Consider the following 26,048-nt stretch of genomic DNA (forward strand, 5'->3'; position numbering starts at 1 on the left):
CGGCCGACGTGAGGGCCGCCACGGCCGTCGTGCGGTCAGGATCCGGCGAGCGCGGCCTGCAGTTTCTGCACCACGGTGGGTGCCGGGTTCTGGTTCTGGGCGTTCGGGATGTCGCTGTTGACCGCGACGAGGATGATGTCGCGGGTGTCCTGGTTGTAGCCGAAGTAGGTGTTGAAGCCGGGCAGTTCGCCGGTGTGGCTGAGCCAGCCGTCGGCGTCGCCGAGCCCGAGCCCGTACGCCGCGGTCGCGGTGTTCGGCGGCAGCCCGTACAGGAACGACGACATCCGCACGTCCTGGGTCTGCTGGTCGTAGAGTCCCTCGCCGGTGCCGATGGCCTTCGCCCAGATCTGCAGGTCGTCGAGGGTGGAGATCATCGCCCCGGCCGCCCACGCCCACGACGGATCCCAGTTGGTGGCGTCGGTGGTCTGCCCCTCCGGCTGTCCCTGTTCGGTGACGCCGTCGAGATGGGGGGAGGGGATGTCGGTGCCGTCGGGGAACGACGTCTCGCTCATGCCGATGGGCTCGGTGATCCGCTCAGTGATGTAGTCGCCCAGGCTCTGCCCGCTGACCTGCTCGACGACCAGGCCGAGGGCGATGAGGTTCGAGTTCGAGTACTCCCACTTCTCCCCGGGCGCGAAGTTCGGCGGGTCACCACGCACGATGTCGAGCAGCTGCTCGGGAGTCCAGGGCTTGGTGGGGTCGCCGAACAGCTGGTTCTGGAAGTTCTCGTCGAAGGTGTAGCTGGGGATGCCGCTGGTCATGTCGGCGAGCTGGCGCAGGGTGGCGGTGTCGCCGTTGGGCAGACCCGGCACGTACTTGCCGATGGGATCGTCGAGGGAGAGCTTGCCGTCCTGCATCAGCTGGAGGATCGCGGTGACGGTGAACGTCTTGGTGATGCTGCCGATGCGCGTGTGGTCGGAGGCGGTCGGGGGCTCGGTCGAGTCCCGGCCGGCGGTCCCGGAGCTGCCGGTCCACTCGTAGTCGGCCGTGATCACCCGCGCGACGACGCCGGGGAACTTGAAGTCGTCGCGCACGTCGTCGAGCGCGGCCTGGAACTGCTCGGCCTGGGCCGAGTCGGGCGCGCGGGTGGTCGTCGTCGCGGAGTCCTCGGTGCCGCTGTCGGAGCCGCAGGCGGCGGCCGCCAGAACGAAGGTGGTCATCGCAAGGATCGACAGCCGGCGCATGGCGTCTCCAGAGTTCGGGGGATTTCTCCGGATTTCAGTGTGACGTCTGCGCCGGGGTCCTGCGCCGGATTCGATCATGTTCCCCCCGCAGCGGGGATATACCGGTCAGTTCGGAGCCGAGAAGAGCCCGGAGTAGTCGTGCGGTCCGTGCCGGCGGGGATCCGTCTCGGCCTCGGTGGGAGTGTCCGCGTCGGCGGGGGTGCCGGGCTGAAGGAAGATCGGGTACTCGTGGTGCTGCATGGTGTCCTGTTCTGTGGTGGTAATCGTCGGGGGAAGCGGGTCAGTGTTCATCGGGCACACCGGCGACGGTCCGCATGATCTCGTAGGCGCGGTCGGGGTCGGTGTGGGGCGCGACGATCGTCAGCGCGAGCCGGGTGCCGTGTTCGCCGAACAGATACATCAGAGTCGACGGCTGGCCGGGGATCGGACCGGTGATCTCGATGCCGTCGACGTCGTCGATGCGCCGCTGGGCGGAGCTGACCGCATTCCATTCGAACGCGATCCGCACGACGGGCCCGAGCCTCGGGGCGAGCGCCGAGACCAGGTCGTGCAGCTCCGAGGTGATGTTCTGGGTCCAGGGGAACCAGGCGCCGTCGACGGACGACGTGGGTGCCCCGGCAGGACGCAGCAACAGCCGCGGGGTGCGGGTGGGTTCGGGGAACGGTTGCGTTCCCGGCTGCGCCGGCACACCCCGGTCGGTGCCGCGCTGTCCGGGCCGCGGTGTGTGCGTCACGGGACGCTCCTTGGTCGGCCGCGAATCAGCCGGAAGATGTTCCAATCGGGGCCCACCGGGCGGGAAGCCCGATGCGAAATGCCCATCGATGACTCGAAGCCTACAGGGTGGGGTGGAAACGGGCGAATGCGCCGCGGGTCGCACCGGCGTTCGGACCGCGACGGGCCGGTGGCGGCGGTAATCTCACGGAGTGGACGAGTTGAACGAGAAGGGCGAACCGTTCGAACTCGCGTCGGACGGTCAGATCGACGTCACCCCGGAGATCGACGAGATCGGCGAGCTGCTGCGGAAGTCCGGCCGCAAGAATCGGATCGCCGACGTCGACGAACCGTGGCGGAACGGCTATCCGTACGACACGAAGATGACGCGGCGGCAGTACGAGGCCCGCAAACGCAAGCTGCAGATCGAACTGCTCAAGCTGCAGGCCTGGGTCAAGGAGCACAACGAGAAGATCGTCGTCATCTTCGAAGGGCGCGACGCGGCCGGCAAGGGCGGGGCGATCAAGCGGTTCACCGAACATCTCAATCCCCGCGGTGCGCGGGTGATGGCGCTCGAGAAGCCGACCGAGCGGGAACGCACGCAGTGGTATTTCCAGCGCTACGTCGAGCACCTGCCGGCGGGCGGGGAGATCGTGCTGATGGACCGGTCCTGGTACAACCGGGCCGGTGTCGAACGGGTGATGGGCTACTGCACCCCCAACGAGTACCGCGAATTCACGCGCTCCGCACCGGAATTCGAGCGGATGCTGGTGCAGTCCGGGATCCACCTGGTCAAGTTCTGGTTCTCGGTGGGCCGCGAGGAGCAGCACGCGCGGTTCGTCGCGCGCAGCACGGACCCCGTCAAGCAGTGGAAGCTCTCGCCGACGGACCTCGCGAGCCTCGACAAGTGGGACGCGTACACGGAGGCGAAGGAGGCGATGCTGTTCTACACCGACACCCCGCACGCCCCGTGGACCATCGTCAAGGCGAACGACAAGAAGCGTTCGCGGATCGAGGCGATGAAGTGGGTGCTGCATCGCTTCGACTACACCGGCAAGAATCCGCGCGTGGTCGGCACCCCGGATGCCCAGATCATCGGCTCACCCGAGACGGTCTACGACGAGGGGGAGCGCCCCTCGGAGACCTTCCCGACGGTGTGATGTGCGCCCGGTGCGCGGTTTCGGGGCGCGGGCGACCGGGTAATGCGGGAGGGCTGCACCGACCGAGGTCGGCCGACATCGAAAGGACGTCACACCGTGGGAAGTCCGGAACAGCGCGATGACCGAGAAGAGCCCGTGGAGGCCACCGACCGTCCCGCCCCGGTCACCGGGGAGGACCTGGAGAACCTGGTGGACGACATGGAGAAGCGGGTCGAGAGCGAACGCGAGGAGGAGGGCGTCGAGGGCAGCGTTTCGGACCGCGAGGAGCAGCGTCCGATCGAGACCGGCGACGAGGCGCCGGACTGACCGGCCCCTCTCGTGACGGATCGGCCGCCGACGATGCCCGGTGCCACGACCCGCAGCTTCGTCCTGTTGCCGGGGGCGGGGTCGGACTCGTGGTACTGGCACCGGGTGGCGCCGTTGCTGCGCGGGCACGAGGTCGTGCCGGTCGACCTCCCGTACACCGACCCCGGCGCCGACCAGTACGCGTACGCGGACGTCGTGGTGGCGGCCTGCCGTGACCTCGCGCGCCCACCGACGGTGGTGGCGCAGTCGATGTCCGCGTTCACCGCGGCGATCGTCGCCGAGCGGATGCCGGTCCACGCGCTGGTCCTGGTGGCGCCGATGATCCCGGCGCCGGGCGAGTCGCCGGGACAGTGGTGGTCGGCGGTGGGCCAGGCCGAGGCGAAGCGCGCGCAGGACGTCGCCGACGGACGTGACCCGGACGCGCCGCTGGATCCGCACGCGTTGTTCTTCCACGACGTGCCGGACGACGTCGTCGACGAGGCGTTCGCGCACGAGCAGCCGGACATGGCGGAGTCGGCGTTCGAGCCGGCGTGGCGGGCGCGGCGGTGGCCGGACGTGCCGGTGCGGGTGATCGCGGGCCGGCACGACCGGCTGTTCCCGCTGCCGCTGATCGAGCGGCTCGCGCACGAACGCGTGGGGGTGGAGCCGGAGGTGATCGACACCGGCCACCTGCCGGCCCTCGCCCGCCCGGCCGAACTGGCGTCGCTGCTGCTGCGGGAATGATCTGCCCGGGACGCTACCGGTTTCCGTTGCGGGACTTGCCGTTCGACGTGGACTCGCGCTGCCCGCCGGTGAACTGTGCCGCCGCCGCGGCCGGCATGGGCTCGTAGCGCAGGTGCATCCGGGAGAACTCCGCGGTGCCCTGCGTGAGCGACCGCAGATCCACTGGGTAGCGGGCGAGTTCGAGTTCGGGGACCTCCGCGCGCAGCAGAGTGCGGCCCGGCTCGGCGCTCTCGGTGCCCAGGACCCGGCCGCGCCGGGCGGACAGGTCGCCGAGGACGGCGCCGAGGTACTCCTCGGGCAGGATCACCCGCACCGCGGCGACGGGTTCGAGCAGCGTGACCTCGGTGTGTGTGGCGGCGTCACGCAGGGCGAGCCCGGCCGCGGTCTGGAACGCGGCGTCGGAGGAGTCCACCGAGTGCGCCTTGCCGTCGACGAGGGTGACGCGGACGTCGATGAGCGGGTTCCCGGTGGCCACCCCCTTGGCGGCCTGCGCCCGCACGCCCTTCTCCACGGACGGGAAGAACTGCCTGGGTACGGCGCCGCCGACGACGCGTTCGGCGAACTCGATGCCGCCGCCCAGGGGCAACGGTTCGACCTCGACGTCGCACACCGCGTACTGGCCGTGCCCGCCGGACTGTTTGACGAGCCGGCCGTGGCCCTTGGCCGGGGTTGCGAACGTCTCGCGCAGCGCCACCCGGTAGGGGACGGCGTCGACGTGGACGCCGTGGCGGGTGCGGAGCCGGTCGAGGACGACCTCGGCGTGGGCCTCGCCCGTGCACCACAGCACCAGCTGGTGGGTGTCGGGGTTCTGTTCGAGGCGCAGGGCCGGGTCCTCGGCGGTCAGCCGGGCGAGGGCCTGGGAGAGCTTGTCGTCGTCGCTGCGGGTGTGGGCCTCGACGGCCACCGGCAGCAGCGGCTCGGGTAGCGGCCAGCGGTCCAGGAGGGTCGACTCCCCCGCGTCGGAAAGGGTGTCGCCGGGCTGGGCGGTGAGGAGCTTGGCGATGCAGACCAGGTCGCCGGCGACGGCCTCGGGCACCGGGCGCTGTTGCCGGCCGAACGGGCTGGTGAGGGTCGCGACGCGTTCGGTGGTGTCGTCGCCGGCGGCTCCGGCCAGCCGGATCGTCGTGTCGGGCCGCAGGGTTCCGGAGTACACCCGCACGAGGCTGATGCGTCCGACGTAGGCGTCCCCGGCCACGCGGATCACCTGCGCCGCCAGTGGGGCCTCGGGGTCGGCGGCGGGGGCGGTCGGGCGACGGTGGGTGGGGTCGGGGAAGGCCATCGCGAGGAGGTCGAGGAGCTCGGCGGCGCCCACCCCGTAGTCGGTGGTGGCGAGCGCGGGATGCAGTGCGCAGTCGACGATCTCGTGCCGCAGCCCCTCGTCGAGGGATTCGGTGTCGAGGGCTTCGCCCGCGAGGTAGCGCTCCATGAGGGTGTCGTCCTGGCCGGAGATCGCCTCGACGAGGCTCTCGCGTGCGGCGCCGGTGTCCGGCACGGCGGCAGGATTGCCGTAGCCGCGGCCGGTGAGCAGATCGATCGAGCCGCAGGGGCGGCCGCCGTCGAAGACCGGCACGTAGACCGGGCGCAGGGTGTCCGGGCCGAGGTCGAACGCGTCGTGGCACGCGGTGAGCATGTCGTCGAAGCCGGTGCGGGCGACGTCGAGCTTGGAGACGACGATGGCGCGGGGGATCGCGGTCTCGGCGCACTCGCGCCACAGGGTGCGGGTGGCGGCGGAGATGGGATCGGTTGCGGAGACTACGAATACGGCCGCGTCGGCGGCGTGCAGTCCCGCGCGGACCTCGGCGTCGAAGTCCGGGTGCCCGGGGGTGTCGATGATGTTGATCTTCACCCCGTTCCACGCGAGCGGTAGCACGGCCAGCTGCACCGAGCGACGGTGCTGCTGTTCGATCGCCTCGTAGTCGGAGACGGTGGTGCCGTCGGCGGTCCGGCCGGCCCGGCCCACGGCGCCGGCGGCCAGCGCGAGGGATTCGGCGAGGGTGGTCTTGCCGACCCCGCTGCAGCCGACGAGGACGACGTTGCGGAGCTGTGCGGGGCGCTCGACGGCGGGCGCCCGTTCGGTGCGTGCGGCAGAGCGGTCGGGCATCGGCGACTCCTCCCGTGGCCTGTGCCAAAAGTGTAGGAGGCGCCTCCGTCGCCGTGGCGTCTTTCGGGCACGACGACGATCCGGAAAGGCACCACGAAGCCCGCGCGTCGGCTACTCTCAACCTGAACTTGAGGTTTAGGGAGGTCCTCGTGGTGGTTGCCCGGCGTCCGGCACTCGTCCGCCTGCTCACGACCGGTACGGCCCTCGCCGCCGTGACCGTGCTGGGTGCGGGAGCCGCCGTCGCGGCACCCGGCACCGGGTCGAACTCCGGCTCCTCGGTGCCGGCCGCCTTCCAGGAGGACCCCGGCCCGCTGCCCGAGCTGCGTGACATCGAGACCGCGGCCATCGTGGGGGAGACCCCGATCGCCGAACGCGCGGTGCGGCTGACGGTCGCGAGCCCCGCCCTGCGCCGCGACGTGGGCGTCGAGGTCCTGCTCCCCGCCGACAACTCCGTCCCGCGTCCCACCCTGTTCCTGCTCGACGGGGTCAGCGCCCGCAACCACACGAGCGGCTGGATGAACATCGGCGGCGCGCCCGCCTTCTTCGCCGACAAGAACGTCAACGTCGTCATGCCCAACGGTGGGCGCGGCAGCCTCTACAGCGACTGGCTGCAGTCCGACCCCAAGCTCGGGCTCAACAAGTGGGAGACCTTCCTCACCCAGGAACTGCCGCCGCTGCTCGCCGCGCGGCTGAACAGCAACGGGGTCAACGCGATCGCCGGGAACTCGATGGGTGGGCAGGCGGCGATGATGCTCGCCCACCGCCACCCCGAGCTGTACCGGGGCGTCGCCGCGTTCAGCGGCTGCTACTCGACCGTCGACCTGCTCGGCAGCGCCGTCGTGCAGACCAGCACCTCGTCGCAGGGCGGCGACGCCGTGAACATGTGGGGGCCGCCCGGCAGCCGGGAGTGGGCCGAGCACGACACCGTCGCGCACGCCGAGAACCTCGCCGGCAAGGAGCTGTACCTGTCCGCCGCGACCGGCGTGCCGGGACCCCACGAGACACCCGACACCCCGGACCTCGCGCGCACGCTCGTCCTCGGCGGCATCCTCGAGGCCGGCTCGCGGATGTGCACCCAGCGGCTCGAGGAGCGCCTCGGGGCCCTGAAGATCCCCGTCACCGTCACCTACGAACCCGTCGGGGTGCACGCGTGGGGCTACTGGCGCGACCAGCTGCCCAAGGCGTGGCCGACGCTCCAGCGCGCCCTCGAGACCCGGCCCTGACCCGCCGCGGCGGGCCGGACCGGCTTCCCGCTGCGCGTCGGGCCCGCGTCGTACGCTGCCTGTGAAGCACATCACTCAGGGGAGAAGGACCGAAACATGAACAACGTGCTCGATCGCACGAAGATCTACATCGGCGGCGAATGGGTGGACTCCGACGGCACCGGCCGGATCGACGTGATCGCCCCGGCCACCGAGGACGTTATCGCCGTCGTCGCCGAAGGCACCGCGCAGGACGTCGACCGGGCCGTCCGCGCCGCGCGTGCGGCGTTCCCGGCGTGGTCGGCGCTCAGCGGCGCCGAACGGGGCGCCCACCTCGGCAAGGTCGCGGCCCTCATGGCCGAGCGCATCGACGAGCTCGCCGAACTGGTCTCGCGCGACATGGGCATGCCGGTGGCGCTGGCCAAGCCGGTCCAGATCGGCATGCCGCTGAAGAACATCACCCGCTACGCCGAACTCGCCGCGACCTACGACTTCGACGCCGGGGAGGTGGGCAACGCCCTCATCGTCCGGGAACCCATCGGCGTCGTCGGTGCCATCACCCCGTGGAACTACCCACTGCACCAGGTGGTCCTGAAGGTCTTCGCGGCCCTCGCGGGCGGCTGCACCGTCGTGCTCAAGCCGACCGAGGTGGCGCCCCTGATCACCTACGCGCTCGTCGACCTCTGCGACGAGGCCGGGCTGCCGCCCGGCGTGTTCAACCTCGTCAGCGGATACGGTCCCGTCGTGGGGGAGGCCATCGCCGCGCATCCCGACGTGGACATGGTGTCGTTCACCGGCTCCACCCGCGCGGGCAAGCGCGTCGCCGTCGTCGCCGCGGAGACGGTGAAGAAGGTCGCGCTCGAACTCGGCGGCAAGTCTGCCAACGTCATCCTCGACGACGCCGACCTGACCCGCGCCGTCACCGACGGCGTCGCCCAGTGCTTCCTGAACTCCGGGCAGACCTGCTCGGCCCTGACCCGCATGCTCGTCCCCGCCGAGCGGATGAACGAGGTGGCGGCCCTCGCCGAACAGGTCGCGCGCGCCTACACCGTCGGCGATCCCGCCGCGGCGACCACCCGCCTCGGGCCGCTGGTCAACGCCAACCAGTTCAAGCGGGTGCGGTCCTACATCGACAAGGGCATCGAGGAGGGCGCCGAGCTGGTCCTCGACGGCCGCGAAACCGGCCTCGGCACCGGCTACTTCGTCGGACCGACCGTGTTCGCGAACGTGACCGAGGACATGACGATCGCGCGCGAGGAGATCTTCGGGCCGGTGCTGTCGATCATCGGATACCGCGACGAGGACGACGCCGTGCGCATCGCCAACGACAGCGACTACGGGCTCTCCGGCGGCGTCTGGTCCGCCGACCGCGCCCGGGCCGAGCGAGTCGCTCGGCAGCTGCGCACCGGGCAGGTCTACCTCAACGGCGGCGCCTTCAACACGGACGCACCGTTCGGCGGCTACAAGCACTCCGGTGTCGGCCGCGAGGCAGGCGTCTTCGGCCTCGAAGAATTCCTGGAGGTCAAGGCACTGCTGCGGTGAGAGGTCCGTCACGTTCGGGCCTCGCCGAACGATAGACGGGGAGACGGCATCGGTTTCCCCGGGCCGGAATGCACGGAGGGAGCGGACGATGTACATCATGCCGCCGGAGCCCAGTGGCGGGTCCACGGGCGACCCGAGTGGTCGTGGTCTGCGCGAGGTGCTCGAAGGCCGGCTCCCGGACCTCGCCGCGTGCGCTCGGCTGCTGTCCGTCGGCTCCGAGCGGGCGGCTCCGATCCTGGACCGGGCGCTGGCACGGGCGGTCGCGACCTGGCGCGGCCCGATCGGTCCCGAACTGTGCGCGTACGCCGTGTCGTGGTTCGTGTACCTGTTGCACGCGGAGGGCCGGGCGCCCCGGCGTGCGGAGGGCTGCGGTGACGACGCCGTGCTGTTCTCGACGTTGCCGCCGATCGAGCAGATCGCCCTCGTGCTCGGCGAGTTCGAGGAGCTGCCGCCGGCGGGCATCGCCGCCGTCGCGGGCCGCGCGCTCGCCGAGTTCGAGCTCGAGGCATCTCGGCCCGCTTCGGTGCGGGAGGGTCTGCTGCACGCGAGGCACTGAACGTTCGTGTTCCGGCAGTGCCGACGATGCGGCCCCCGCACCGATCGGTGCGGGGGCCGCGGAAGTCGTCAGGTCTAGGACAGGCGGGTGCGTCCGAGGCGGAGCAGCGTCATCGCCAGGGTCTTGCCGTCGGCGCCGAGTTCGGCGAAACGGTCGAGGACTCGCATCTCGAGGTTCTGGGCCTGCCGAGCAGTCCCGGACTCCTTCGCAGCGATGCCCGCCCGGCGCGACAGCTCGCTGCGGCGCTCGATCGCCTCGAGAATCTGCGCGTCGAGCTCCCCGATCTCGTCGAACAGTCGACCGAGGTCTTCCTGGGTCGAAACCACCTCGCGGGCGGACTCGAAGCCAGGCGAATCAAGCTGGACAGTCATGCAGATTCCTCCGGTCTCGTCTGGATCGTCGATGATTGTGTCGTTCCCGTCGGCGCCAGTGTTACTCATCCGTAGACAAGATTTTCGTGTCCCGCCGCCCGGGATCGACGGCCACGAGATGAACACCTCTTGAACTGGGCTTTATGTCCGTCCTGGGGCGTATGTGGCAATGGTCACACCGCGGCGTGCGGGCCCGGATCCGGCCCCCGGGCGTAGGGTCGAAGGTCCCTTCGGCGGGCGACCGCGGTCGCGGTGCGTGTCGTGCGCCACGATCGGTGAGCCCTGCGGTAGCGTTCCCCACCTACCGGCAACCGGTCGGGGCGGCGGGGTCCCCGGCGCTTCCGGAAGGGGAACGCAGTGGGACGGGTGTTTCGTGCACGGCACCGATGAAGACGAGTCCGCCTCCGCGCGAATGATCCGCCCGGAGGAGTGGCCGCCTCCCAAGGTCAATACCCGGGTCGCCGCCGCGATAGTCCTGGCGGGTGTCGTGATCCTCGTCTCGCTCTGGCGGGCTTGGGATGCCGGTCACGCGGGGGCCTGGGCGGTGATGCGGTTCTTTCTCATCCTGTCCGGCCTGATGGCCCTCACCGCGCTCTTCGGATACGTGTTCTGGCGGCCGCGGCGCGGCGACCCGGAGATCCGTCTCGTCGAGGCTCGGGGCCGCGGGGCCACCGAGATCCGCGCATCCGGCCCGGTCTTCCATCTGATGGGCGCCATGACGACGAGTGCGGCGTTGCTCTCGCTCGGCGCTGCCGTCGAGATCGTGCTGTTCGCCCCCGGCGTTCCGTGGGTGAGTGTGCTCCTCGCGGCATTCGGGCTGCCGTGCGCGGCGTTCGTCGTGGAGGTGCTGCGCGGCGGGATCCGCCGGGGGGCGCTGCTGCTGACACCGGACGGGATCCGGCAGCGCGGCTGGACCATCGAGTCGTATCTGCCGTGGGTGTCGGTGGCCGGGGTGCATGCCGTCCATCACGGCTTCCCCGAGATCTGGGTGCTGGGCACGCCGGCCGCGGCCTGGGCGCGACGACGGACCAGCCGGCTGTTCCGCCTGGACCGGTTGCCTCCCGAACCGGTGATCGAGATCGACTCCCGCAAGTTCGACTGCGACCCGGTGCTGCTGTTCCGGGTGCTCGAGTTCTATGCGAGCAATCCGCAGGCCCGCACGGAACTCGGGTCGGCCGCGGCGACCGAGCGCGTGCATCGGCACGACCTCGGCGATCCCACCTGACAGTGCCCGCCTTGCGTCGCAGTGCCACCCGACTGTGTTGCGGCTCACTGCTCCGGTATCGTCGACCGCAAGATATGGCACTCGGTGCCGCTCCTGCGAGAGATGGGACGTGAGATGAGCACAGCGGAACGGATCGTCGTCGTCGACGGCGCGCGCACCCCGGTCGGCAGCTTCGGCGGCGCGTTCGCCGGCGTGCCGGCCCACGAACTCGGCGCGACCGCCGCGAAGGCGGCCCTCGAGCGTGCCGGCGTGGCGGCCGAGGACATCGACGAGGTCGTCATGGGCTGCATCGGGCAGGTCGGACCCGACGCCTACAACGCCCGCCGCGTCGCCCTCGCGGCCGGACTGCCCGTCTCGACCCCCGCGTACACCGTCAACCGGCTGTGCGGCTCGGGCCTGCAGGCGATCTGGTCGGCGGCGATGCAGATGCGCTGGGGCGGGGTCGACCTGGCCCTGGCCGGCGGCGACGAGAACATGTCCCGCATGCCGTTCTACGACTTCGGCGCCCGCTCCGGCTACAAGCTCGGCGATCGCACCCTCGTCGACGGCACCGTCGGCATGCTCACCGACCCGTTCCACGGCATCCACATGGGCGTCACCGCCGAGAACGTCGCCCGCGAGTACGGCATCGACCGCGTCGCGCAGGACGAGTTCGCCGCCGAGTCGCAGCGCCGCGCCGCCACCGACGCCGCCCGCGCCGCGTTCGCCGAGGAGATCACCCCCGTCGAGATCGGCGGCCGCAAGCCCACCGTCGTCACCACCGACGAGCATCCCAAGCCCGACACCACCGTCGAGACCCTGGCGACGCTGCGCCCGGCCTTCGTCAAGGACGGCACCGTCACCGCCGGCAACGCCTCGGGCATCAACGACGGCGCCGGCGTCGTCGTGCTCGCCCGCGAGTCCGTCGCGGTCGAGCGGGGCCTGGGCGGGCTCGCGGTGCTCGAGTCCGTCGCCACCGCCGCCCTCGAGCCGGAGCTGATGGGCTACGCGCCGGTGCTGGCCCTGCAGAAGCTGTTCGAGCAGACCGGCACCACCCCGGCGGACATCGACACGATCGAGCTGAACGAGGCGTTCGCGTCGCAGGCCGTCGCGGTGATCCGGGACGCCAAGCTCGACCCGGCCCGCACCAACCCGTACGGCGGGGCGATCGCCCTCGGCCACCCGGTGGGTGCGACCGGCGGCATCCTGACCCTGCGGGTGGCCAAGGACCTGGTGCGCCGCGACCTCGAGCTCGGCATCGTCACCATGTGCATCGGCGGCGGCCAGGCCCTGGCCGCCCTGATCCGCCGCATCCGCTGAGCCGGGCCGCTCCGCGGCCGGTGCGTCCTTTGGGCTGCTGCAGCCGCCCAAAGGACGCACCGCTCAGATGGTGCGTTCGTGCCCGGCCCAGTACGGGGCGCGCAGGGAGCGCTTGAGGATCTTGCCGGTGGGGTTGCGCGGGAGCATGTCGACGATGTCGATGCTCGACGGGCACTTGAAGTGCGCGAGGTGCCGGCGGGTGTAGTCGACGAGTTCCTGCTCGTCGGCCTTCTGATCCGGGGCGAGGACCACCACCGCCTTGACCGTCTCACCCCACTTCTCGTCCGGGACGCCGATGACGGCGACCTCGGCCACGGCCGGATGCTCGACGAGGACCCGCTCGACCTCCGGGCAGTACACGTTCTCGCCGCCGGTGATGATCATGTCCTTGAGGCGGTCCTCGATGAACACGAACCCGCCGTCGTCGACCCGGCCCATGTCGCCGCTGCGCAACCACCCGTCGGGGGTGATCGTCTCGGCCGTCGCGTCGGGCCGGTTCCAGTAGCCGGGTGTGGTCTGCGCCGAGCGCCACCACAATTCGCCGATCCCGCCCGGCGCCACGTCCTCGAGCGTGGCCGGATCGACGACGCGCATCTCCACCCCGGGGATCGGGGTGCCCGCCGACGCCATCCGCCGTTCCTGTGCCGGGTCGCGGTGCACGTCCGGCAGCAGCGCGGTGATCACCCCGGCGAGTTCGGTCATGCCGTACACCTGGACGAACTCGGTGTCCGGCCACGCGGCGAGCGCGCCCCGCAGCAGCGGCAGCGGCATCGGCGCGGCGCCGTAGGTGATGCGCTTGAGCCGCGCGAACGCCCCGATCGCCCGTTCGCCGGCGGCGAGGACGGCCGCGATCACGGGGGGCACCAGGAACGCGATGTTCGCTCCCGCCGCCAGACCCCCGAACAGGGAGGGCGCATCCGCCTCGCGGGTGAACACGCAGCGGCGGCCGTCGTGGATACCCATGACGGCGTAGCAGGTGCCGCCCACATGGAACAGCGGCATCGCCACGAGCAGGCAGTCGCCGTCGGTGAACGGCAGCACGGCGAGCACGTCCTCGGCATGGGCGAACAGGTTGCGGTGCGTCAGCTGGACGCCCTTGGGCCGGCCGGTGGTGCCGGAGCTGTAGAGCAGCAGCGCGGTGGTCTCCGCCGCGACGTCGGGCAGGGTCGCCGGAGCGGCGGCCGCGAGCCACGGTTCGAACTCGTCGTTCTCCCCGCCGACGACGACGATCTTCTCCACGGAGGACAACCGCGACCGCAGCGACGCGATCTCCTGCGCGAACTCCGCTCCCACGAACAGGATCCGCGCCCGCGAGTCGTTGATCACGTAGTCGAGTTCGTCCCCGGCGAGCCGGAAGTTCGGGATCGCGTTGGCCGCGCCGAGCGCGGACGCGGCGTAGGTGACCTCGAGGCAGGCGAGGTTGTTCTTGTCGACGAACGCGACGGTGTCGGCCGGCCCGATCCCCTCCGCGGCGAGGGCGCCGGCGAGGTGGAGCAGCCGCTCGTGCCATTGCGCCCAGGTGTGGGTGCGGTCGAGGTACTGCACCGCGACCTCGTCCGGCTTGGTCTGCGCCCAGTGCGCGACGCGGTCGAGGATGACGGACGGAGCGGGGACGGACATGCGGGGGCCTCCTGGAAGAACAGCTGCCCGCCCTGTGGCGGGTGTCACACAGGTTATTGCCGGGGCGGCGCGGCGTCTCGGAATCGGGCGTATCGCCGCGGACCCCAGCGGCCTCACTGTCCGGGCAGGCAGGCCGCGACTCCGCCGGCCTCGAAGGTGGAGGTCTCGCAGTAGGCCCCTCGGGGGTAGTAGGGCCCCATCGTGGCCGCCGGATCGCCGCCCTGCGCGGACTGCACCGACTGCGGCAGGAACTCGTCGGACGGGAGCATGTTCCGGTAGAGCAGGGTCTTCTTCGGGACCGCCGTCGAGCCCCACGGCAGGACCGTCACCGTCGGATCGGCCGTGGCGCGGGCGGGCACGTCCTCGGGCGCGGCGACGACGTAGGTGAACCAGCCCTCCGCGTCGACGGCCGTCTCGAAGTCGGCCGCGCACGCGACGACCGGGTACGGGGTGACCTGGTCGTTCTGGCACATCGACCAGTACCGCACCTGACGGCCCGGTGTGGTGACCGGTTCGCCGGCGCGGGTGTCGGGGAACGTGGGGGCCTTGCCGCGCACGACGGCGATGCGGCCCGGCTGGTAGGTCAGGACGGTGCCGATGTACTTGTTGTCGCCGTTGGGAAACAAACCGGACGTGGTGGCGGGGCTGACGAACGTGGTCTCGGGAACGTCACCGGGGAAGGCGCCCGAGGCGGCGCTCTCGACGATGCGGTCGACGGCCGCCTCGGCGGCGCGCTCGACCGGTCCGCTGCCGTAGTCGGCGGGGTCGAACTCGGCGGTGCACGTGGGTACCGGCACGGCGCGCCCGCCCTGGTGCAGGGTCACGTCCGGCAGGGGAACCCCGCCGGACGCGGAGGCCGGGTCGTCGGGCACGTACACCCGGATGATGAGGAATCCGACCGGTGCGGTGGGCGACCCGGCGGGGAGCGCGGCGATCTCGTTGCGGGCGTGGTCGGCCGGACCGGTGACGACGGTCGCGCTCCAGCGCCGGGCCGACGCGGGCAGCGCCTCGGCGGCCGCGTCCGCGAACGGATTGCCGCTGCCCGGGTCGGGTGCGATCTGCGCGTCGCGCAGGGTGTCGACGGTGTCGAAGTTCGTTCCGTAGGTGTTGAGCGAGAAGTACCGCGCCGCCGGATACGTGCCGTGCAGTTCGATGCTGTCGCCGGGGGTCAGCGCGTACGGCAGCACCCAGTAGGTGGCGGCGGCGTCGGGGAACGCGATGTCCAGCACGGTCGCATCGGACCGGAACTGCCACGCGCAGGACCCGACGGGTTGCTGCGCCGCAGTGACCGTCGGCATCGCCAGGGCGTGCGCTGCCGCGAGCACGCCGACGAGCACGGTGGTCAGGCGACGGCCGCGCCCGGCCGTCGACGGAGCGCGTACGGCCATGGGAACTCCTCACGCGAGGGAGAGTCCTGTCGCATCATCTGTACCCGACCCGGGCCGGCCGCACCGGCGGTTCGGGCGAATCCGCGACCGGCGGTGCGGCCGGGGCCGGCTGGGACCCCCGGTGGTTCCGCACCGCTCGCGCGGCCGCGGAGGGCGGCATGTCGGCGGGCTCATCGTCAGCGGGATCCACACCCGGGCCGTCGCCCGGCGCCCGAGCGTGGCGGCCGCGTACGGATGCTGACCGAGGTGCGCTTCCGGCGTCCGAGACGTCCCGGCGACGCCCTGACCGGCACTGATGCGATCGACGACGTGCGTCTCGACGAGCGCGGCCGGGGCCTGGTGCCGGCGACGGTGCGGCTCGTCGACGGCACCGGCGACGGGGTGCTCGATCCGGGCGTCGAGTCGTGTGTGCGGCGCCGCGATTAGAGGCGATTGGGGTGTCGAGCGGCACAGGGCTTACAGTTGCGTCGTGCAACACAAACGGGAGGTTGCGGCGCAGTCCGCAGCGACCGGTGTATCCGAGGTCTACGACGAGTTCGTGTACCTGGTTCGCCATCTCACAGCGGGGGAGCGCGCCCACGACGACGTGCTGTCCCTGGCGCAGCATTCGATGCTCGGCTTCATCGACCGCAACCCGGGCTGCCGAGCCACCGACATCTCGGATGCGTTCAGCGTGAATCGGTCCACCGTCTCCCGTCAACTGCGCAGCTGCATCGACGCCGGCTGGGTCCACGCCGAGGCCGGACCCACCCGGCTCGGCCATCCCCTCCGGCTCACCGACCGGGGCCGCGAGATCCTCGCCCGCACCGTCGCCGGACGCCACGACGAGATCCGCGCGGCGCTGACCGGCTGGGACCGGGACGACATCGACCGGTTCGTCGACATGCTGCGCCGATTCCGCCAGGGAGTGGAACACCGGTCCACTGCCCACCCCGACCACAACGAGGGAGACGCTCGTGCGTGAGTACACCACCCCCGCCCAGTTCACCGTCGGCGACGACGAATCGGTCGTCCGCACGGTCTTCACGCACGCGGAGAAGACGCCGCACCGCGTGATGTACTCCCGCCCCGAGGGCGAGGACTGGGTCGCCGTCACCGCCCGGCAGTTCGCCGAGCAGGTCTCGGGGGTCGCCAAGGGCCTCATCGCGGCGGGCGTGCAGCCCGGCGACCGGGTCGCCCTGCTCTCGGCCACCCGCTACGAGTGGGCGCTGTTCGACTACGCCATCTGGGCCGCCGGTGCCGCGACCGTGCCGATCTACGACTCCTCGTCCACCGAGCAGATCCGCTGGATCCTGCAGGATTCCGAGGCCGGCATCGCCGTCGTCGAGACCGCACGCCACGAAGCGCTGTTCGTCGACATGCCGGACACCTTGCGCCGCACCCTGCGGATCGACGGCGGTGCGGTGGAGACGCTGATCGCCGAGGGCGCCGGCGTCGACGACGCGACCCTGCAGGCCCGCCTCGACGGCATCCGCGCCGACGACCTCGCCTCGCTCGTGTACACCTCGGGCACCACCGGCCGGCCCAAGGGCTGCATGCTCACCCACCGCAACTTCTACAGCGAGGTCCGCGGCATCCTCACCGCGTCGATCGGCGAGGTCGCCAAGCCGGGCAGCCGGGTCCTGACCTTCCTGCCGCTCGCGCACGTGCTGGCCCGGGCCGTGTCGCTGGCCGTCTTCGAAGGTGGTGCGGCGCAGGCGCACTGGTCGGACTTCGGCACCATCTCCGCCCAGTTCGAGCGGTACGCCCCGAACACGATCCTCGGCGTGCCGCGCGTCTTCGAGAAGGTGCGCGACGCGGCGGCCCGCAAGGCCGCGGCCGGCGGCCGGTTCAACGCGGCGATCTTCGCGTTCGCCGAGGAGACCGCCATCGCCTACAGCGAGTCGCTCGACCGCGGCGGTCCGTCGTTCGCGCTCAAGGCCAAGCGCAACATGGCCGACAAGCTCGTCTACGCCAAGCTGCGGCAGGCGATGGGCGGCGAGTGCTGGTTCGCGATCTCCGGTGGCGGCGCCCTGAGCCCCCGCCTCGGCCACTTCTTCCGCGGCGTCGGCGTCCCGATCTACGAGGGCTACGGCCTGACCGAGAGCACCGCCGCGCACAGCGTGAACGTCCCCGGCGCCCAGAAGATCGGCACCGTCGGACAACCGATGGGCGGCAACAGCACCCGCATCGCCGACGACGGCGAGATCGAGCTGCGCGGCGGGGTCGTGTTCCAGGGCTACTGGCGCAACGAGAAGGCCACCGCCGAGGCCTTCCACGACGGCTGGTTCCGCACCGGCGACCTCGGCGAGATCGACGAGGACGGCTACGTGAGCATCACCGGCCGCAAGAAGGACCTCATCATCACCGCCGGCGGCAAGAACGTCTCCCCGGGTCCGCTCGAGGACCGGATGCGCTCGCACACGCTCGTCTCGCAGGCCGTCGTCATCGGCGACGGGCGCAGCTACATCACCGCGCTGCTCACCGTCGACCCCGAGGTGCTCGACAACTGGAAGGCCGAGAACGGAAAGCCCCCCACGGCCACCATCGCCGACCTGCGCCGCGACCCGGCCCTGCACGACGCGCTGCAGTCCATCGTCGACGACGCCAACTCCATGGTCTCGCACGCCGAGGCCATCAAGAAGTTCGTCGTCCTCGACCGGGACCTCACCGAGGAGACCGGTGAGTTGACGCCGACGCTGAAGATCAAGCGCAACGTCGTGACCGAGCGGTTCGCCGCCGACATCGAGAGCATGTACGCGAAGTGACGCTCGGCCGGCTGCCGGATCCCCGGCAGCCGGCCCGAGGCGTTCAGGCCTTGTCGGCGGACGACTCCGGGGCCGCCGCGGCGAGCAGGGCCGCGAACCGCGCGTTGCCGGGCAGGTCCTCGAGCAGCACGGTCCGGCCGTTCTCGTCGGCCAGCGGGATCCGCCAGTTGGGGTACTCGTCGGACGTGCCCGGCTGATTCTGGCTGCGTCGCTCCCCGACGGCGTCGGCCAGCGACACCCCGATCAGCGCCGACGGGCTCGCGGCGACGAACCGGTGCAGCGCCTCGACGGTGCGCTGCTCGTCGGCGTCCGCGTCGAGCAGTCCGCGCTCCCGCAGCGCCGCCAGCACGGCGTCGCGTTCGGCGGCCGCGTCGGCGGCCTCGGTCTCCAGGTCCCGCTCCAGCAGGCCCAGCTCGGAACGCAGCGTGATGTGTTCTCCGGCAAGGAAACCCGCCGTCGGCGGCAGGTCGTGCGTGGTGACCGACGTCAGGCACAGCCTGCGGTAGCTCTCCGGTGGCCGCGGATCGTCGCCGTCCCGCTCGAACCACAGGATCGACGTCCCGGCGATGCCGCGGCGCGACAGGTACTCCTGCACCCAGCCCTCGAACACACCGAGGTCCTCGCCGATCAGCACGGCGCCCGCCCGGTGCGCCTCGAGCGCCAGGATCCCGATGAAGGCGTCGTGGTCGTACTTGACGTACGTGCCCTGGTCGGGCGTGCAGCCCTCGGGAATCCACCAGGTACGGAACAGGCCCAGGATGTGGTCCACGCGCAGGCCCCCGGCGTGGCGCAGCGCGGTGCGCACCACGTCGCGGTACGGTCGGTAGCCGAGCTCGGCGAGCCGGACCGGATGCCAGGGCGGCTGGGTCCAGTCCTGACCCTGCCGGTTGAAGTCGTCCGGCGGCGCCCCGACGGTCATGTCGCGGATGAGCGCGTCGCCGAGTGTCCAGGCATCCGCGCCGTCGGGCCGGACACCCACCGCCAGGTCGTGCACGATCCCGATGTCCATGCCGGCCGCGCGCGCTGTGGCCTGTGCCTCGGCGAGCTGCTCGTCGCACAGCCACTGCAGCCAGCAGTGGAACTCGATGCGCTCGGCCAGCTTGGTCCGCTGGCGCGTGACGTACGGCTCGTCCGGGGTCGCCGCCAGGGTCTGCCAGCGAGTGCTGCGCTCACCGAACTTCTCGCCGAGGGCGCACCACAACGCGAAGTCGGTCAGCGCGTCGCCACCCGCGGCGCGGAACGCATCGAACTGCGCCTGCCGTGCCGGGCTGCGCGGCACCCGGAACACGTGCCCGAGCACGTCCAGCTTGGCCCGGTACGCGGTGTCGCGGTCGATGCGCTTGTCCTTGCGGTTCGACTTGGCGAACTTCTCGGTGTACGCCTCGAGCGTCTTGCGGTGCTTGCGCGGCAGCAGCGCCGCCTCCCGGATGTTCTCCACCCGCAGGTAGATCGGGTGCACGAACCGCCGTGAACTCGGCAGGTACGGGGACGGCTCGAGCGGCGGCTCCGGCTCGCCCGCGTGGACGGGATTGACGAGCACGAAGTCACCCCCGTGCACGGAGGCGGTGATCGCCGCCAGGTCCGCGAGGTCCGCGAAGTCGCCGACGCCCCACGACCGCGTCGACCGCACCGAGTACAACTGCGTGGCCAGGCCGCGGCGACGTCGCTCGAGGAGCCGGTCGGCGGTGGCGAGGCGGGCGGGCGTCACCACCAGGGTGGCCTCGGCCTCGGTGTCGTTGCTGCGGGCGTGCAGGGTGTGCCACCCGAGCGGCAGATCCGGCACGGCGAACGTCGCGCGGCCGACGAGCCGGCCGTCGACCTCCCGGGGATCGACCCACACGTCCCGCTGCGCGACGTCGACGACGTCGCCGTCCTCGGTGCGCACCTGCACCCGCACGGGATCACCGTGGGCCACGTGCACGGGGAAGGTGTGCTCCTCGCCCTGCACGACGACCAGCGCGGGCGGCAGCATCCGCCGCCACGGCTGATTCGGCACATCCGCGAGGGCGGCGTCGATCTCCGCCTCGCTGCCGGCGGGCACCCCCAGGGAGGCCAGGACCCGGCGCAGCGTGTCGTCGCTCGCGTAGTGGTCCTGCTGATCCCACCCCACGTACGTGGTGGCGATCCCGAATCGTTCGGCCAGTTCACGCAGCTTCACCGTCGATGTCACGACACCCGATCATGCCAGGTCGCGGACGGGTCGGCAGACCTGGCGAGATCAGCTGCGGACCGTGGGGCCCAGGTAGCCGAGCACCGCCCGGACACGGTGGTGGTCGTCGGGCTCGGGTGGCAGACCGAGCTTGTCGAAGACGGCACGCACGAGCACGTCCACGGAGCGTTCCCCGAGGGCCAGGGCGGCTCCGATCATCCGGTTCGAACAGCCTTCGACCACGAGGGTGAGGACCTCCCGCTCCCGGGGGGACAGCTCGTCGAGGGCCCCCCGGTCGCGGTGCGGCCGGGAGATCAACCGGCCGGCCACGTCGGGATCGAGTGCCGTTCCGCCCGCCGCGACGCGGTGCAGCGACCCGAGGAACCCGTCGATGTCGGAGAGGCGGTCCTTGAGCAGATATCCCAGGCCGGCGGTCCCGCCGGCGAAGACGTTCATGACGTTCTCGGTTTCGACGTACTGGGACAGCAGCAGCACGGCGGTGCCCGGGAAGCACCGGCGAACGGTGAGGGCGGCGTCGATGCCCTCGGTGGTGTGGGTGGGCGGCATCCGGATGTCGACCACGGCCAGGTCCGGATGGTGCTCTTCCACCAGGTGCAGCAGACCCTGCCCGTCCGCGGCCTGGCCGACCACCTCGATTCCCTCGTCGCGCAGCAGGCCGGCGATGCCCTCGCGGAGCACCGCGGAGTCGTCGGCGAGCACCACCCGCAGGTTCATGACGGCTCCCCGGATGTCCCGGCGGTGAGGGGAAGCGACAGCGTCAGGGTCGTCCCGCCCCCCGGGGGACTGTGCACCCCGAGCACCCCACCGAGGGCCGCGGCGCGGTCGCTCAGTCCGCTCAAACCGCCGCCGGCAGTCAGCGTCGCACCGCCGCACCCGTCGTCGGTGACGACCATCCGCAGCATCCCGCCGTCCCGGCGGAGGTCGATCTCGATGTGCGTGGCGCCGGAGTGCTTGGTGGCATTGGCGACCGCCTCGGCGGCGATGAAGTAGGCGGCGAGTTCGATCGACGCGGGAGCTCGCCCGGTCAGGGTGTCGATTATCTCCACCGGCAGCGGAGCACGCTCGGCCAGAGCGGTCAGCGCGGCGGCGAGACCGTGTTCCTGCAGCACCGGCGGATAGACGCCCCGGGCCAGTTCCCGCAGCTCCACCAGCGCCGAGTCCAGTTCGGCCGTGCCCTCGGTGAGCAACTCCTGCTTGCGCTCCGGCTGGGACGTCCGCTGCGCGCGCCGCAACAGGATCGTCGCAGCGACCAGGCGTTGCTGCGCACCGTCGTGCAGGTTGCGTTCGAGTCGCCGCCGCTGCGCGTCCCCGGCGGCGACGATCCGCTCCCGGGACCGGCGGACCTCGGCGAGCTGAGCCTGCAACTCGAACTGGAGCCGCTGGTTGTCCAGCGCGAGGGTCGCCGCGCTGCGCACCGCCGCGAGCAGTTGCGGCTGATGCCGCAGCGACCGGTCGTACACGAGCGCCCCGACCGGGACGCCGTCGCGTTCCAGGACGGTCGCCGCACGGGGGTCGCCGCCGCCGGGCAGGCGCTGCGGGTCCCCGTGCGCGTCGAGGTAGCTGTTCGACCGCGGCGACCACGACCACAGGACCAGACCGGGGTCGCGCAGCGCCTTGCGCAGCGCGTGGACGAACTCCTCCCCGAGCGGGGCCGCACCGACCTCGACCATCACGTCGCTGACCGCCCCGCGGGCCACCCGGTAACGCCACAACCCCACCAGCACCGCGATCGGAAACAGCGCGGTCGCCAGGTAGCCCACGTAGGCCGTCCACACGTTCCCCACGCCGGACGAGCGCGCCGTGACCAGCCCGGTGCCGATGACCGTGGCGAACCCCAGGATCCCCGCGATCCACAGGGGTGCGAACGCGGCCCGATAGGCCGGAGAGCCCGACCGCCACCGGGCCAGCAGCACGCCGATCACGACCACACTGATGCCGATGGCCACCGCTCCGAACACGAGCTGCAGCGCCGCGGAGATCGTCGGATCGTCCCGGACCAGCAGGAGGTTGGGTGCGGTGAAGCGGTCGGTGCCGATCATCACGGAGGGGTTGTAGAACATCAGGTCGAGCAGCACCGAGGCCAGGAAGTACACGTAGCAGCCACCCACGAACCACCGTTCCCACCTGCGGGTCAGTCGTCCCGTCGGAAAGCCGAGCAGTACATGGATCAACACCGGCAGGTACATCACCGTCAGCGCTGCCCCGACGGTGAAGACCACCGGGTTGCGGGCCGCGGCGCCCCCCTTCACCAGCCACAACAATCCGGCCAGCACCATCAGCCGTCCCGTGTTGTCGTCCGGCCGGCTCTGCCACGCGACGACGCCCGCCGCGACGAAGGCGACGCCCACCGCGAGGAACGCGATCAGCTCCGCCGGTCCCGCGGGCGGACCGCCCGGCCAATCGACCGACACCACCGCCACCCCGACAACCAGCAGGGTGGTCACGGCGACGACCGCCGGCAATGTTCGACGACTCACGACGAGGCCTCCGATCCTCGCTCTCAGCATCCCGCTTCGGGTCCCGGCCGACCACCGTGCTGGCACTGTTCGAACATCTGGGATTCGGCCTCGGTTCCGCCGACGATCCCCGAGGGGTTGAATAGAGGAGACGGGCCGCTTCGGGAGGTGGTGGCGGTGAACGGGAACGGGGCTCCCGGGCCGGGTTCGGTGTTTGCCGGATACACCATCGAACGGCTGCTCGGCGCGGGCGGCATGGGGTCGATCTACCTCGCGCAGCACCCGCACCTGCCACGCAAGGTAGCCCTCAAACTGCTCCACCCGGTCCTGACCGCCGACGACAGCGTCAGGGCCCGCTTCGAACTCGAGGCCGACCACGCCGCGCGGCTCGAACACGCCAACATCGTCCAGGTCTACGACCGCGGCTGCGAGGACGGCCGGCTCTGGATCGCGATGCAGTACGTCCCCGGCACCACCGCCGCCGCGTTGCTCCGGCACGGCCCCGTCCCACCCGAGCGGGCAGTGCACATCGTCTGCGAGATCGGCAAGGCCCTGGACTATGCGCACCAGGCCGGGGTGCTGCACCGCGACGTGAAACCGACGAACATCCTGCTCGCCGAGCCCGCCGGTCCGGGCGAGCCCGAACGGGTCCTGCTCACCGACTTCGGCATCGCCAAGGCCCTCGACGAGGCGAGTGGGCTCACCCGCACGGGGACGTTCGTCGGCAGTCTGCAGAACGCCGCACCCGAGCAGTTCGACACCACCGTCGCGCTCGACCACCGCACCGACATCTACTCGCTCGGCTGCACCCTCTACCACCTGCTCACCGGCCGGCCCCCGTATTCCGGTGACACCCTGCCCAAGCTGTGGCACGGGCACGTCCGCAGCCCGATACCCCGGCCGAGCGAGGCCCGGCCGGACCTGCCGACCGCGTTCGACTCCGTCGTCGCGCGCGCGCTCGCGAAGGACCGCAACGACCGCTACGGCACCTGCCGGGAACTCACCGCCGCCGCCCGCGATGCCCTCGCCACCGAGGCCACGGCCACCGTCCCCACCCCGGTTCCCGGTGCGGCGGGCGACGACACGCTGGCCCGCACGGTGGCGGTGGACGCCGCGGCACCGACCCAGGTGGCCGCGACGCGGCGCGCCGCACGGCGCGGCGACAGTGCGGCACCCCTGCGGGTGGTGCTCGCCGACGACTCCGTACTCCTGCGCGAGGGCATCTCCCGGCTGCTGTGCGACGAGGGGATCGACGTCGTCGGCGAGGCCGGTGACGCCGCCACCCTGCTCGCTCTCGTCGCCGACGAACGTCCCGACGTCGCCGTCGTCGACATCCGGATGCCCCCGACCCACACCACCGAGGGCATCGGTGCCGCCGCGACCATCCGAGCCGACCACCCCGACACCGCGGTGGTGCTGCTGTCGCAGTACGTGGAAACCGACCATGTCATGAACCTGCTCGCCGACGGGGCCGCCGGCTTGGGCTACCTGCTCAAGGATCGGGTCTCCGACATCGACGAGTTCGTCGACACCCTGCACCGGGTCGCCGGGGGCGGTTCGGCCATCGACCCCAGCGTGGTGAGCCGGCTGGTGGCCCGGCCGCACCGCGACAGCCGTCCCATCGACACGCTGTCCACCCGCGAACGCGAGGTCCTCGCGCTCATGGCCGAGGGCCGCTCGAACCGGGCGATCGGGGCGGCCCTGTTCCTCGGGGAACGCACCGTCGAGGCGCACGTCAGGGCGATCTTCCTCAAGCTGGGTCTGCACCCCGAACCCGAGGACCACCGGCGCGTCCTCGCCGTGCTGAAGCACCTCGAGGCGACCACGCCCTGAGCCGTCCCGGGCGCCGAGCGCCATGTCGGGCGTGCGCCTACCGTTCGCGGTCGCGGCGTCCTGGAGTGTAGCGGCGAAGCGTCAGTCAAGTGAGGACGAGTCGCGCACGTTGTGCGGATCGATCGGCCTTTGCGTTGTCTGCGTCACCCGGTGTCACCGCCGGGTACCGGGATCGTCGGGCGTCTAGTCGGGGCGCTGTCCCCGACCGAGTGCACAGTGAGCTCATGCAGGGTTGCATCCACCGCCGGGGCAATCCCGCCGCGGCGGTTGTCTTGCAGTGCCGGACGTAGCGACGGACCACGATCGCGACGGGATTCATTGTCCGATAGTCGATCTCGAGTCAATTGTCGATGTTGTCGGTCGGCAAGTTCCAGGCCGAGTCCAGCGGCGGTGTCGAGGTCCCCAGCCGGCGCCGGTCGAATCCAGGATTCGACGAGGTCGTCGCTGGCAGTCAGTGCTGCATTCGGCGAGCCACGCCTGGTCGTGGGAACAGATCCGGTTCGGCATACATCCGTTCTATGCCCCGAGCGTCCCTAGTTCGATGAGGAGAACGCCGGCGGCAATCAGTGCAATGCCGACGTTCATCTTCGGTGTCAAGGGGTCCTGAAAGAGCGTGCGGCCCAGGACGGCGGTGAGGACGACGCCTCCGGCGACCCAGATGCCGTAGACGATTCCTACCGGCATTCCCCGACCGAGGACGAGTGCGATGAGGGTGAATGCCGCCAGGTAGCTCGAGGCGATCGGGGCGATCCACTGTCGGTGACGCAGTCCGTCCGATGCTCTCAGGCAAAGTGTGCCGGTCACTTCCAACACGATGGCAAAGATCAGGAGTGCCCAGGTCATAGCAGTGGTGCCCTGTCGTTGTCCGTGTGAGCGGCGGAATCGGCACCGGCGTCGTCGGGGCGGTGGGATCCCAGTTCGACGACGAGGACGCCGACGATCACCAGAGCGATTCCGATAGCCATGACGGCGGTGAGTTTCTCGTCGAACAGCACGGCGGCCAGGACCGCGGTGAGGGTGATCCCGCTGGCGCCCCAGATCCCGTATGCCACCCCTACCGGCATGTGGGTGAGTACGCGGGCGAGGAACAGGAAGGACACTCCGTACCCGAGTGTCACGACCAGATACCACGCGGGGTGGTCCGCTGCGGCCCGAAGGCTCAGCGTCGCGGTGACTTCGGTGGCGATGGCCCCGATGAGCAGCAACCACTTCATGGGCGAAACCTACCCCGGAGGTTGCAGCCGCCGCCTCGCGACCCGTCTGCGTTCGTTGTGCGGCCGATGGGCTCCGGCGCGGCCGGGACGACCGTCCCGGCGCCCACGCCGCGGCGATGAGGATCCGCAAGCGTGGCGAGGCTGCCACTCGGCATATTCACGCAATGCGTAAGACGAAGACCCTATGAGCTTGACTTTGCGTAGTTTAGACCGCAGTATTCTCCGCAGTTGGTTGTGAGC

The 26,048-nt window shown here is 71.1% G+C and carries 24 protein-coding genes; 12 read left to right on the plus strand and 12 right to left on the minus strand.

Annotated features, from left to right (window positions below; genetic code table 11):
• Nucleotides 1-35: 35 nt before the first annotated feature.
• The 3 genes from ACWPQI_RS08235 to ACWPQI_RS08245 form a co-directional block, all read right to left on the minus strand.
• Nucleotides 36-1,184, minus strand: a complete 1,149-nt coding sequence (locus ACWPQI_RS08235) for a serine hydrolase domain-containing protein (RefSeq protein ID WP_017680408.1) — start codon at nt 1,182-1,184, stop codon at nt 36-38.
• A 105-nt stretch (nt 1,185-1,289) separates the two neighbouring features.
• Complete coding sequence (locus ACWPQI_RS08240; RefSeq protein ID WP_124258589.1) at nt 1,290-1,475, minus strand: hypothetical protein; 186 nt, start codon at nt 1,473-1,475, stop codon at nt 1,290-1,292.
• Nucleotides 1,465-1,917 carry a DUF5994 family protein gene (locus ACWPQI_RS08245; protein WP_010595785.1) on the minus strand — a complete coding sequence of 151 codons (453 nt, stop codon included), beginning with the start codon at nt 1,915-1,917 and terminating at the stop codon, nt 1,465-1,467. The genes ACWPQI_RS08240 and ACWPQI_RS08245 overlap by 11 nt, the downstream gene beginning before the upstream one ends.
• Before the next feature lie 190 nt (nt 1,918-2,107).
• Here ACWPQI_RS08245 and ppk2 point away from each other — a divergent pair, with 190 nt between their 5' ends.
• The 3 genes from ppk2 (at nt 2,108) to ACWPQI_RS08260 (ending at nt 4,084) form a co-directional block, all read left to right on the plus strand.
• The gene (gene ppk2 / locus ACWPQI_RS08250) at nt 2,108-3,055 is read left to right on the plus strand and encodes a polyphosphate kinase 2 (protein WP_010595786.1); all 948 of its coding nucleotides are present in this window, start codon (nt 2,108-2,110) and stop codon (nt 3,053-3,055) included.
• Nucleotides 3,056-3,190: 135 nt separating this feature from the next.
• Entirely contained in the window at nt 3,191-3,361 is a 171-nt protein-coding gene (locus tag ACWPQI_RS08255; protein WP_017680406.1) for a hypothetical protein, read from the plus strand.
• Between the two features lie 33 nt (nt 3,362-3,394).
• Complete coding sequence (locus ACWPQI_RS08260) at nt 3,395-4,084, plus strand: alpha/beta fold hydrolase (protein WP_474738741.1); 690 nt, start codon at nt 3,395-3,397, stop codon at nt 4,082-4,084.
• Between the two features lie 13 nt (nt 4,085-4,097).
• Here the strand turns inward: ACWPQI_RS08260 and ACWPQI_RS08265 are convergent, their stop codons facing one another.
• Nucleotides 4,098-6,185 carry an elongation factor G-like protein EF-G2 gene (locus ACWPQI_RS08265; protein WP_474738742.1) on the minus strand — a complete coding sequence of 696 codons (2,088 nt, stop codon included), beginning with the start codon at nt 6,183-6,185 and terminating at the stop codon, nt 4,098-4,100.
• Nucleotides 6,186-6,334: 149 nt separating this feature from the next.
• Between ACWPQI_RS08265 and ACWPQI_RS08270 the strand changes: the two genes are divergently transcribed.
• The 3 genes from ACWPQI_RS08270 (at nt 6,335) to ACWPQI_RS08280 (ending at nt 9,485) form a co-directional block, all read left to right on the plus strand.
• Entirely contained in the window at nt 6,335-7,408 is a 1,074-nt protein-coding gene (locus ACWPQI_RS08270) for an alpha/beta hydrolase (protein ID WP_010595789.1), read from the plus strand.
• Between the two features lie 96 nt (nt 7,409-7,504).
• A complete protein-coding gene (locus ACWPQI_RS08275; RefSeq protein WP_010595790.1) occupies nt 7,505-8,929 on the plus strand; it encodes an aldehyde dehydrogenase family protein in 1,425 nt (474 codons plus the stop codon).
• 88 nt (nt 8,930-9,017) lie between these two features.
• On the plus strand, nt 9,018-9,485 hold the full coding sequence (locus tag ACWPQI_RS08280) for a hypothetical protein (RefSeq protein ID WP_010595791.1): 468 nt from the start codon (nt 9,018-9,020) through the stop codon (nt 9,483-9,485).
• A 74-nt stretch (nt 9,486-9,559) separates the two neighbouring features.
• Here the strand turns inward: ACWPQI_RS08280 and ACWPQI_RS08285 are convergent, their stop codons facing one another.
• Nucleotides 9,560-9,856 (minus strand): chorismate mutase, encoded by a 297-nt coding sequence (locus ACWPQI_RS08285; RefSeq protein WP_010595792.1) that lies wholly within the window; start codon nt 9,854-9,856, stop codon nt 9,560-9,562.
• Between the two features lie 373 nt (nt 9,857-10,229).
• Here ACWPQI_RS08285 and ACWPQI_RS08290 point away from each other — a divergent pair, with 373 nt between their 5' ends.
• Both ACWPQI_RS08290 and ACWPQI_RS08295 read left to right on the plus strand, forming a co-directional pair.
• Nucleotides 10,230-11,081, plus strand: a complete 852-nt coding sequence (locus ACWPQI_RS08290) for a hypothetical protein (RefSeq protein ID WP_253260990.1) — start codon at nt 10,230-10,232, stop codon at nt 11,079-11,081.
• Between the two features lie 114 nt (nt 11,082-11,195).
• Entirely contained in the window at nt 11,196-12,380 is a 1,185-nt protein-coding gene (locus ACWPQI_RS08295) for a thiolase family protein (protein ID WP_017680402.1), read from the plus strand.
• Nucleotides 12,381-12,443: 63 nt separating this feature from the next.
• Here ACWPQI_RS08295 and ACWPQI_RS08300 read toward each other — a convergent pair whose 3' ends face one another.
• Together ACWPQI_RS08300 and ACWPQI_RS08305 are read right to left on the minus strand one after the other, a co-directional pair.
• Entirely contained in the window at nt 12,444-14,000 is a 1,557-nt protein-coding gene (locus tag ACWPQI_RS08300; RefSeq protein ID WP_048772925.1) for a long-chain-fatty-acid--CoA ligase, read from the minus strand.
• 113 nt (nt 14,001-14,113) lie between these two features.
• The gene (locus ACWPQI_RS08305; RefSeq protein WP_474738743.1) at nt 14,114-15,388 is read right to left on the minus strand and encodes a hypothetical protein; all 1,275 of its coding nucleotides are present in this window, start codon (nt 15,386-15,388) and stop codon (nt 14,114-14,116) included.
• A 234-nt stretch (nt 15,389-15,622) separates the two neighbouring features.
• Here ACWPQI_RS08305 and ACWPQI_RS08310 point away from each other — a divergent pair, with 234 nt between their 5' ends.
• Genes ACWPQI_RS08310 through ACWPQI_RS08320 form a run of 3 tightly spaced genes read left to right on the plus strand, consistent with a single transcriptional unit; the run spans nt 15,623 to nt 18,135 of the window.
• Nucleotides 15,623-15,814, plus strand: a complete 192-nt coding sequence (locus ACWPQI_RS08310; protein ID WP_010595797.1) for a hotdog family protein — start codon at nt 15,623-15,625, stop codon at nt 15,812-15,814.
• A gap of 43 nt (nt 15,815-15,857) precedes the next feature.
• Nucleotides 15,858-16,352, plus strand: coding sequence for a MarR family winged helix-turn-helix transcriptional regulator (locus ACWPQI_RS08315; RefSeq protein WP_010595798.1), 495 nt, complete (start codon nt 15,858-15,860; stop codon nt 16,350-16,352).
• The gene (locus ACWPQI_RS08320; protein WP_010595799.1) at nt 16,345-18,135 is read left to right on the plus strand and encodes an AMP-dependent synthetase/ligase; all 1,791 of its coding nucleotides are present in this window, start codon (nt 16,345-16,347) and stop codon (nt 18,133-18,135) included. Before ACWPQI_RS08315 ends, ACWPQI_RS08320 begins: the two co-directional genes overlap by 8 nt.
• Before the next feature lie 43 nt (nt 18,136-18,178).
• Here the strand turns inward: ACWPQI_RS08320 and malQ are convergent, their stop codons facing one another.
• The 3 genes from malQ to ACWPQI_RS08335 are packed head-to-tail and all read right to left on the minus strand — an operon-like array spanning nt 18,179 to nt 22,782.
• Complete coding sequence (malQ, locus tag ACWPQI_RS08325; protein ID WP_474738744.1) at nt 18,179-20,305, minus strand: 4-alpha-glucanotransferase; 2,127 nt, start codon at nt 20,303-20,305, stop codon at nt 18,179-18,181.
• Nucleotides 20,306-20,353: 48 nt separating this feature from the next.
• Nucleotides 20,354-21,019 carry a response regulator gene (locus ACWPQI_RS08330; RefSeq protein ID WP_010595801.1) on the minus strand — a complete coding sequence of 222 codons (666 nt, stop codon included), beginning with the start codon at nt 21,017-21,019 and terminating at the stop codon, nt 20,354-20,356.
• Nucleotides 21,016-22,782, minus strand: a complete 1,767-nt coding sequence (locus tag ACWPQI_RS08335) for an ATP-binding protein (RefSeq protein WP_474738745.1) — start codon at nt 22,780-22,782, stop codon at nt 21,016-21,018. Before ACWPQI_RS08335 ends, ACWPQI_RS08330 begins: the two co-directional genes overlap by 4 nt.
• 147 nt (nt 22,783-22,929) lie before the next feature.
• Here ACWPQI_RS08335 and ACWPQI_RS08340 point away from each other — a divergent pair, with 147 nt between their 5' ends.
• On the plus strand, nt 22,930-24,594 hold the full coding sequence (locus ACWPQI_RS08340) for a protein kinase domain-containing protein (RefSeq protein ID WP_010595803.1): 1,665 nt from the start codon (nt 22,930-22,932) through the stop codon (nt 24,592-24,594).
• A gap of 516 nt (nt 24,595-25,110) precedes the next feature.
• Here ACWPQI_RS08340 and ACWPQI_RS08345 read toward each other — a convergent pair.
• Nucleotides 25,111-25,437, minus strand: coding sequence for a DMT family transporter (locus ACWPQI_RS08345; protein WP_474738746.1), 327 nt, complete (start codon nt 25,435-25,437; stop codon nt 25,111-25,113).
• The gene (locus ACWPQI_RS08350; RefSeq protein WP_474738747.1) at nt 25,434-25,808 is read right to left on the minus strand and encodes a DMT family transporter; all 375 of its coding nucleotides are present in this window, start codon (nt 25,806-25,808) and stop codon (nt 25,434-25,436) included. Before ACWPQI_RS08350 ends, ACWPQI_RS08345 begins: the two co-directional genes overlap by 4 nt.
• Nucleotides 25,809-26,048: the final 240 nt, after the last annotated feature.

The sequence above is a fragment of the Rhodococcus sp. LMD genome, assembly GCF_056108245.1.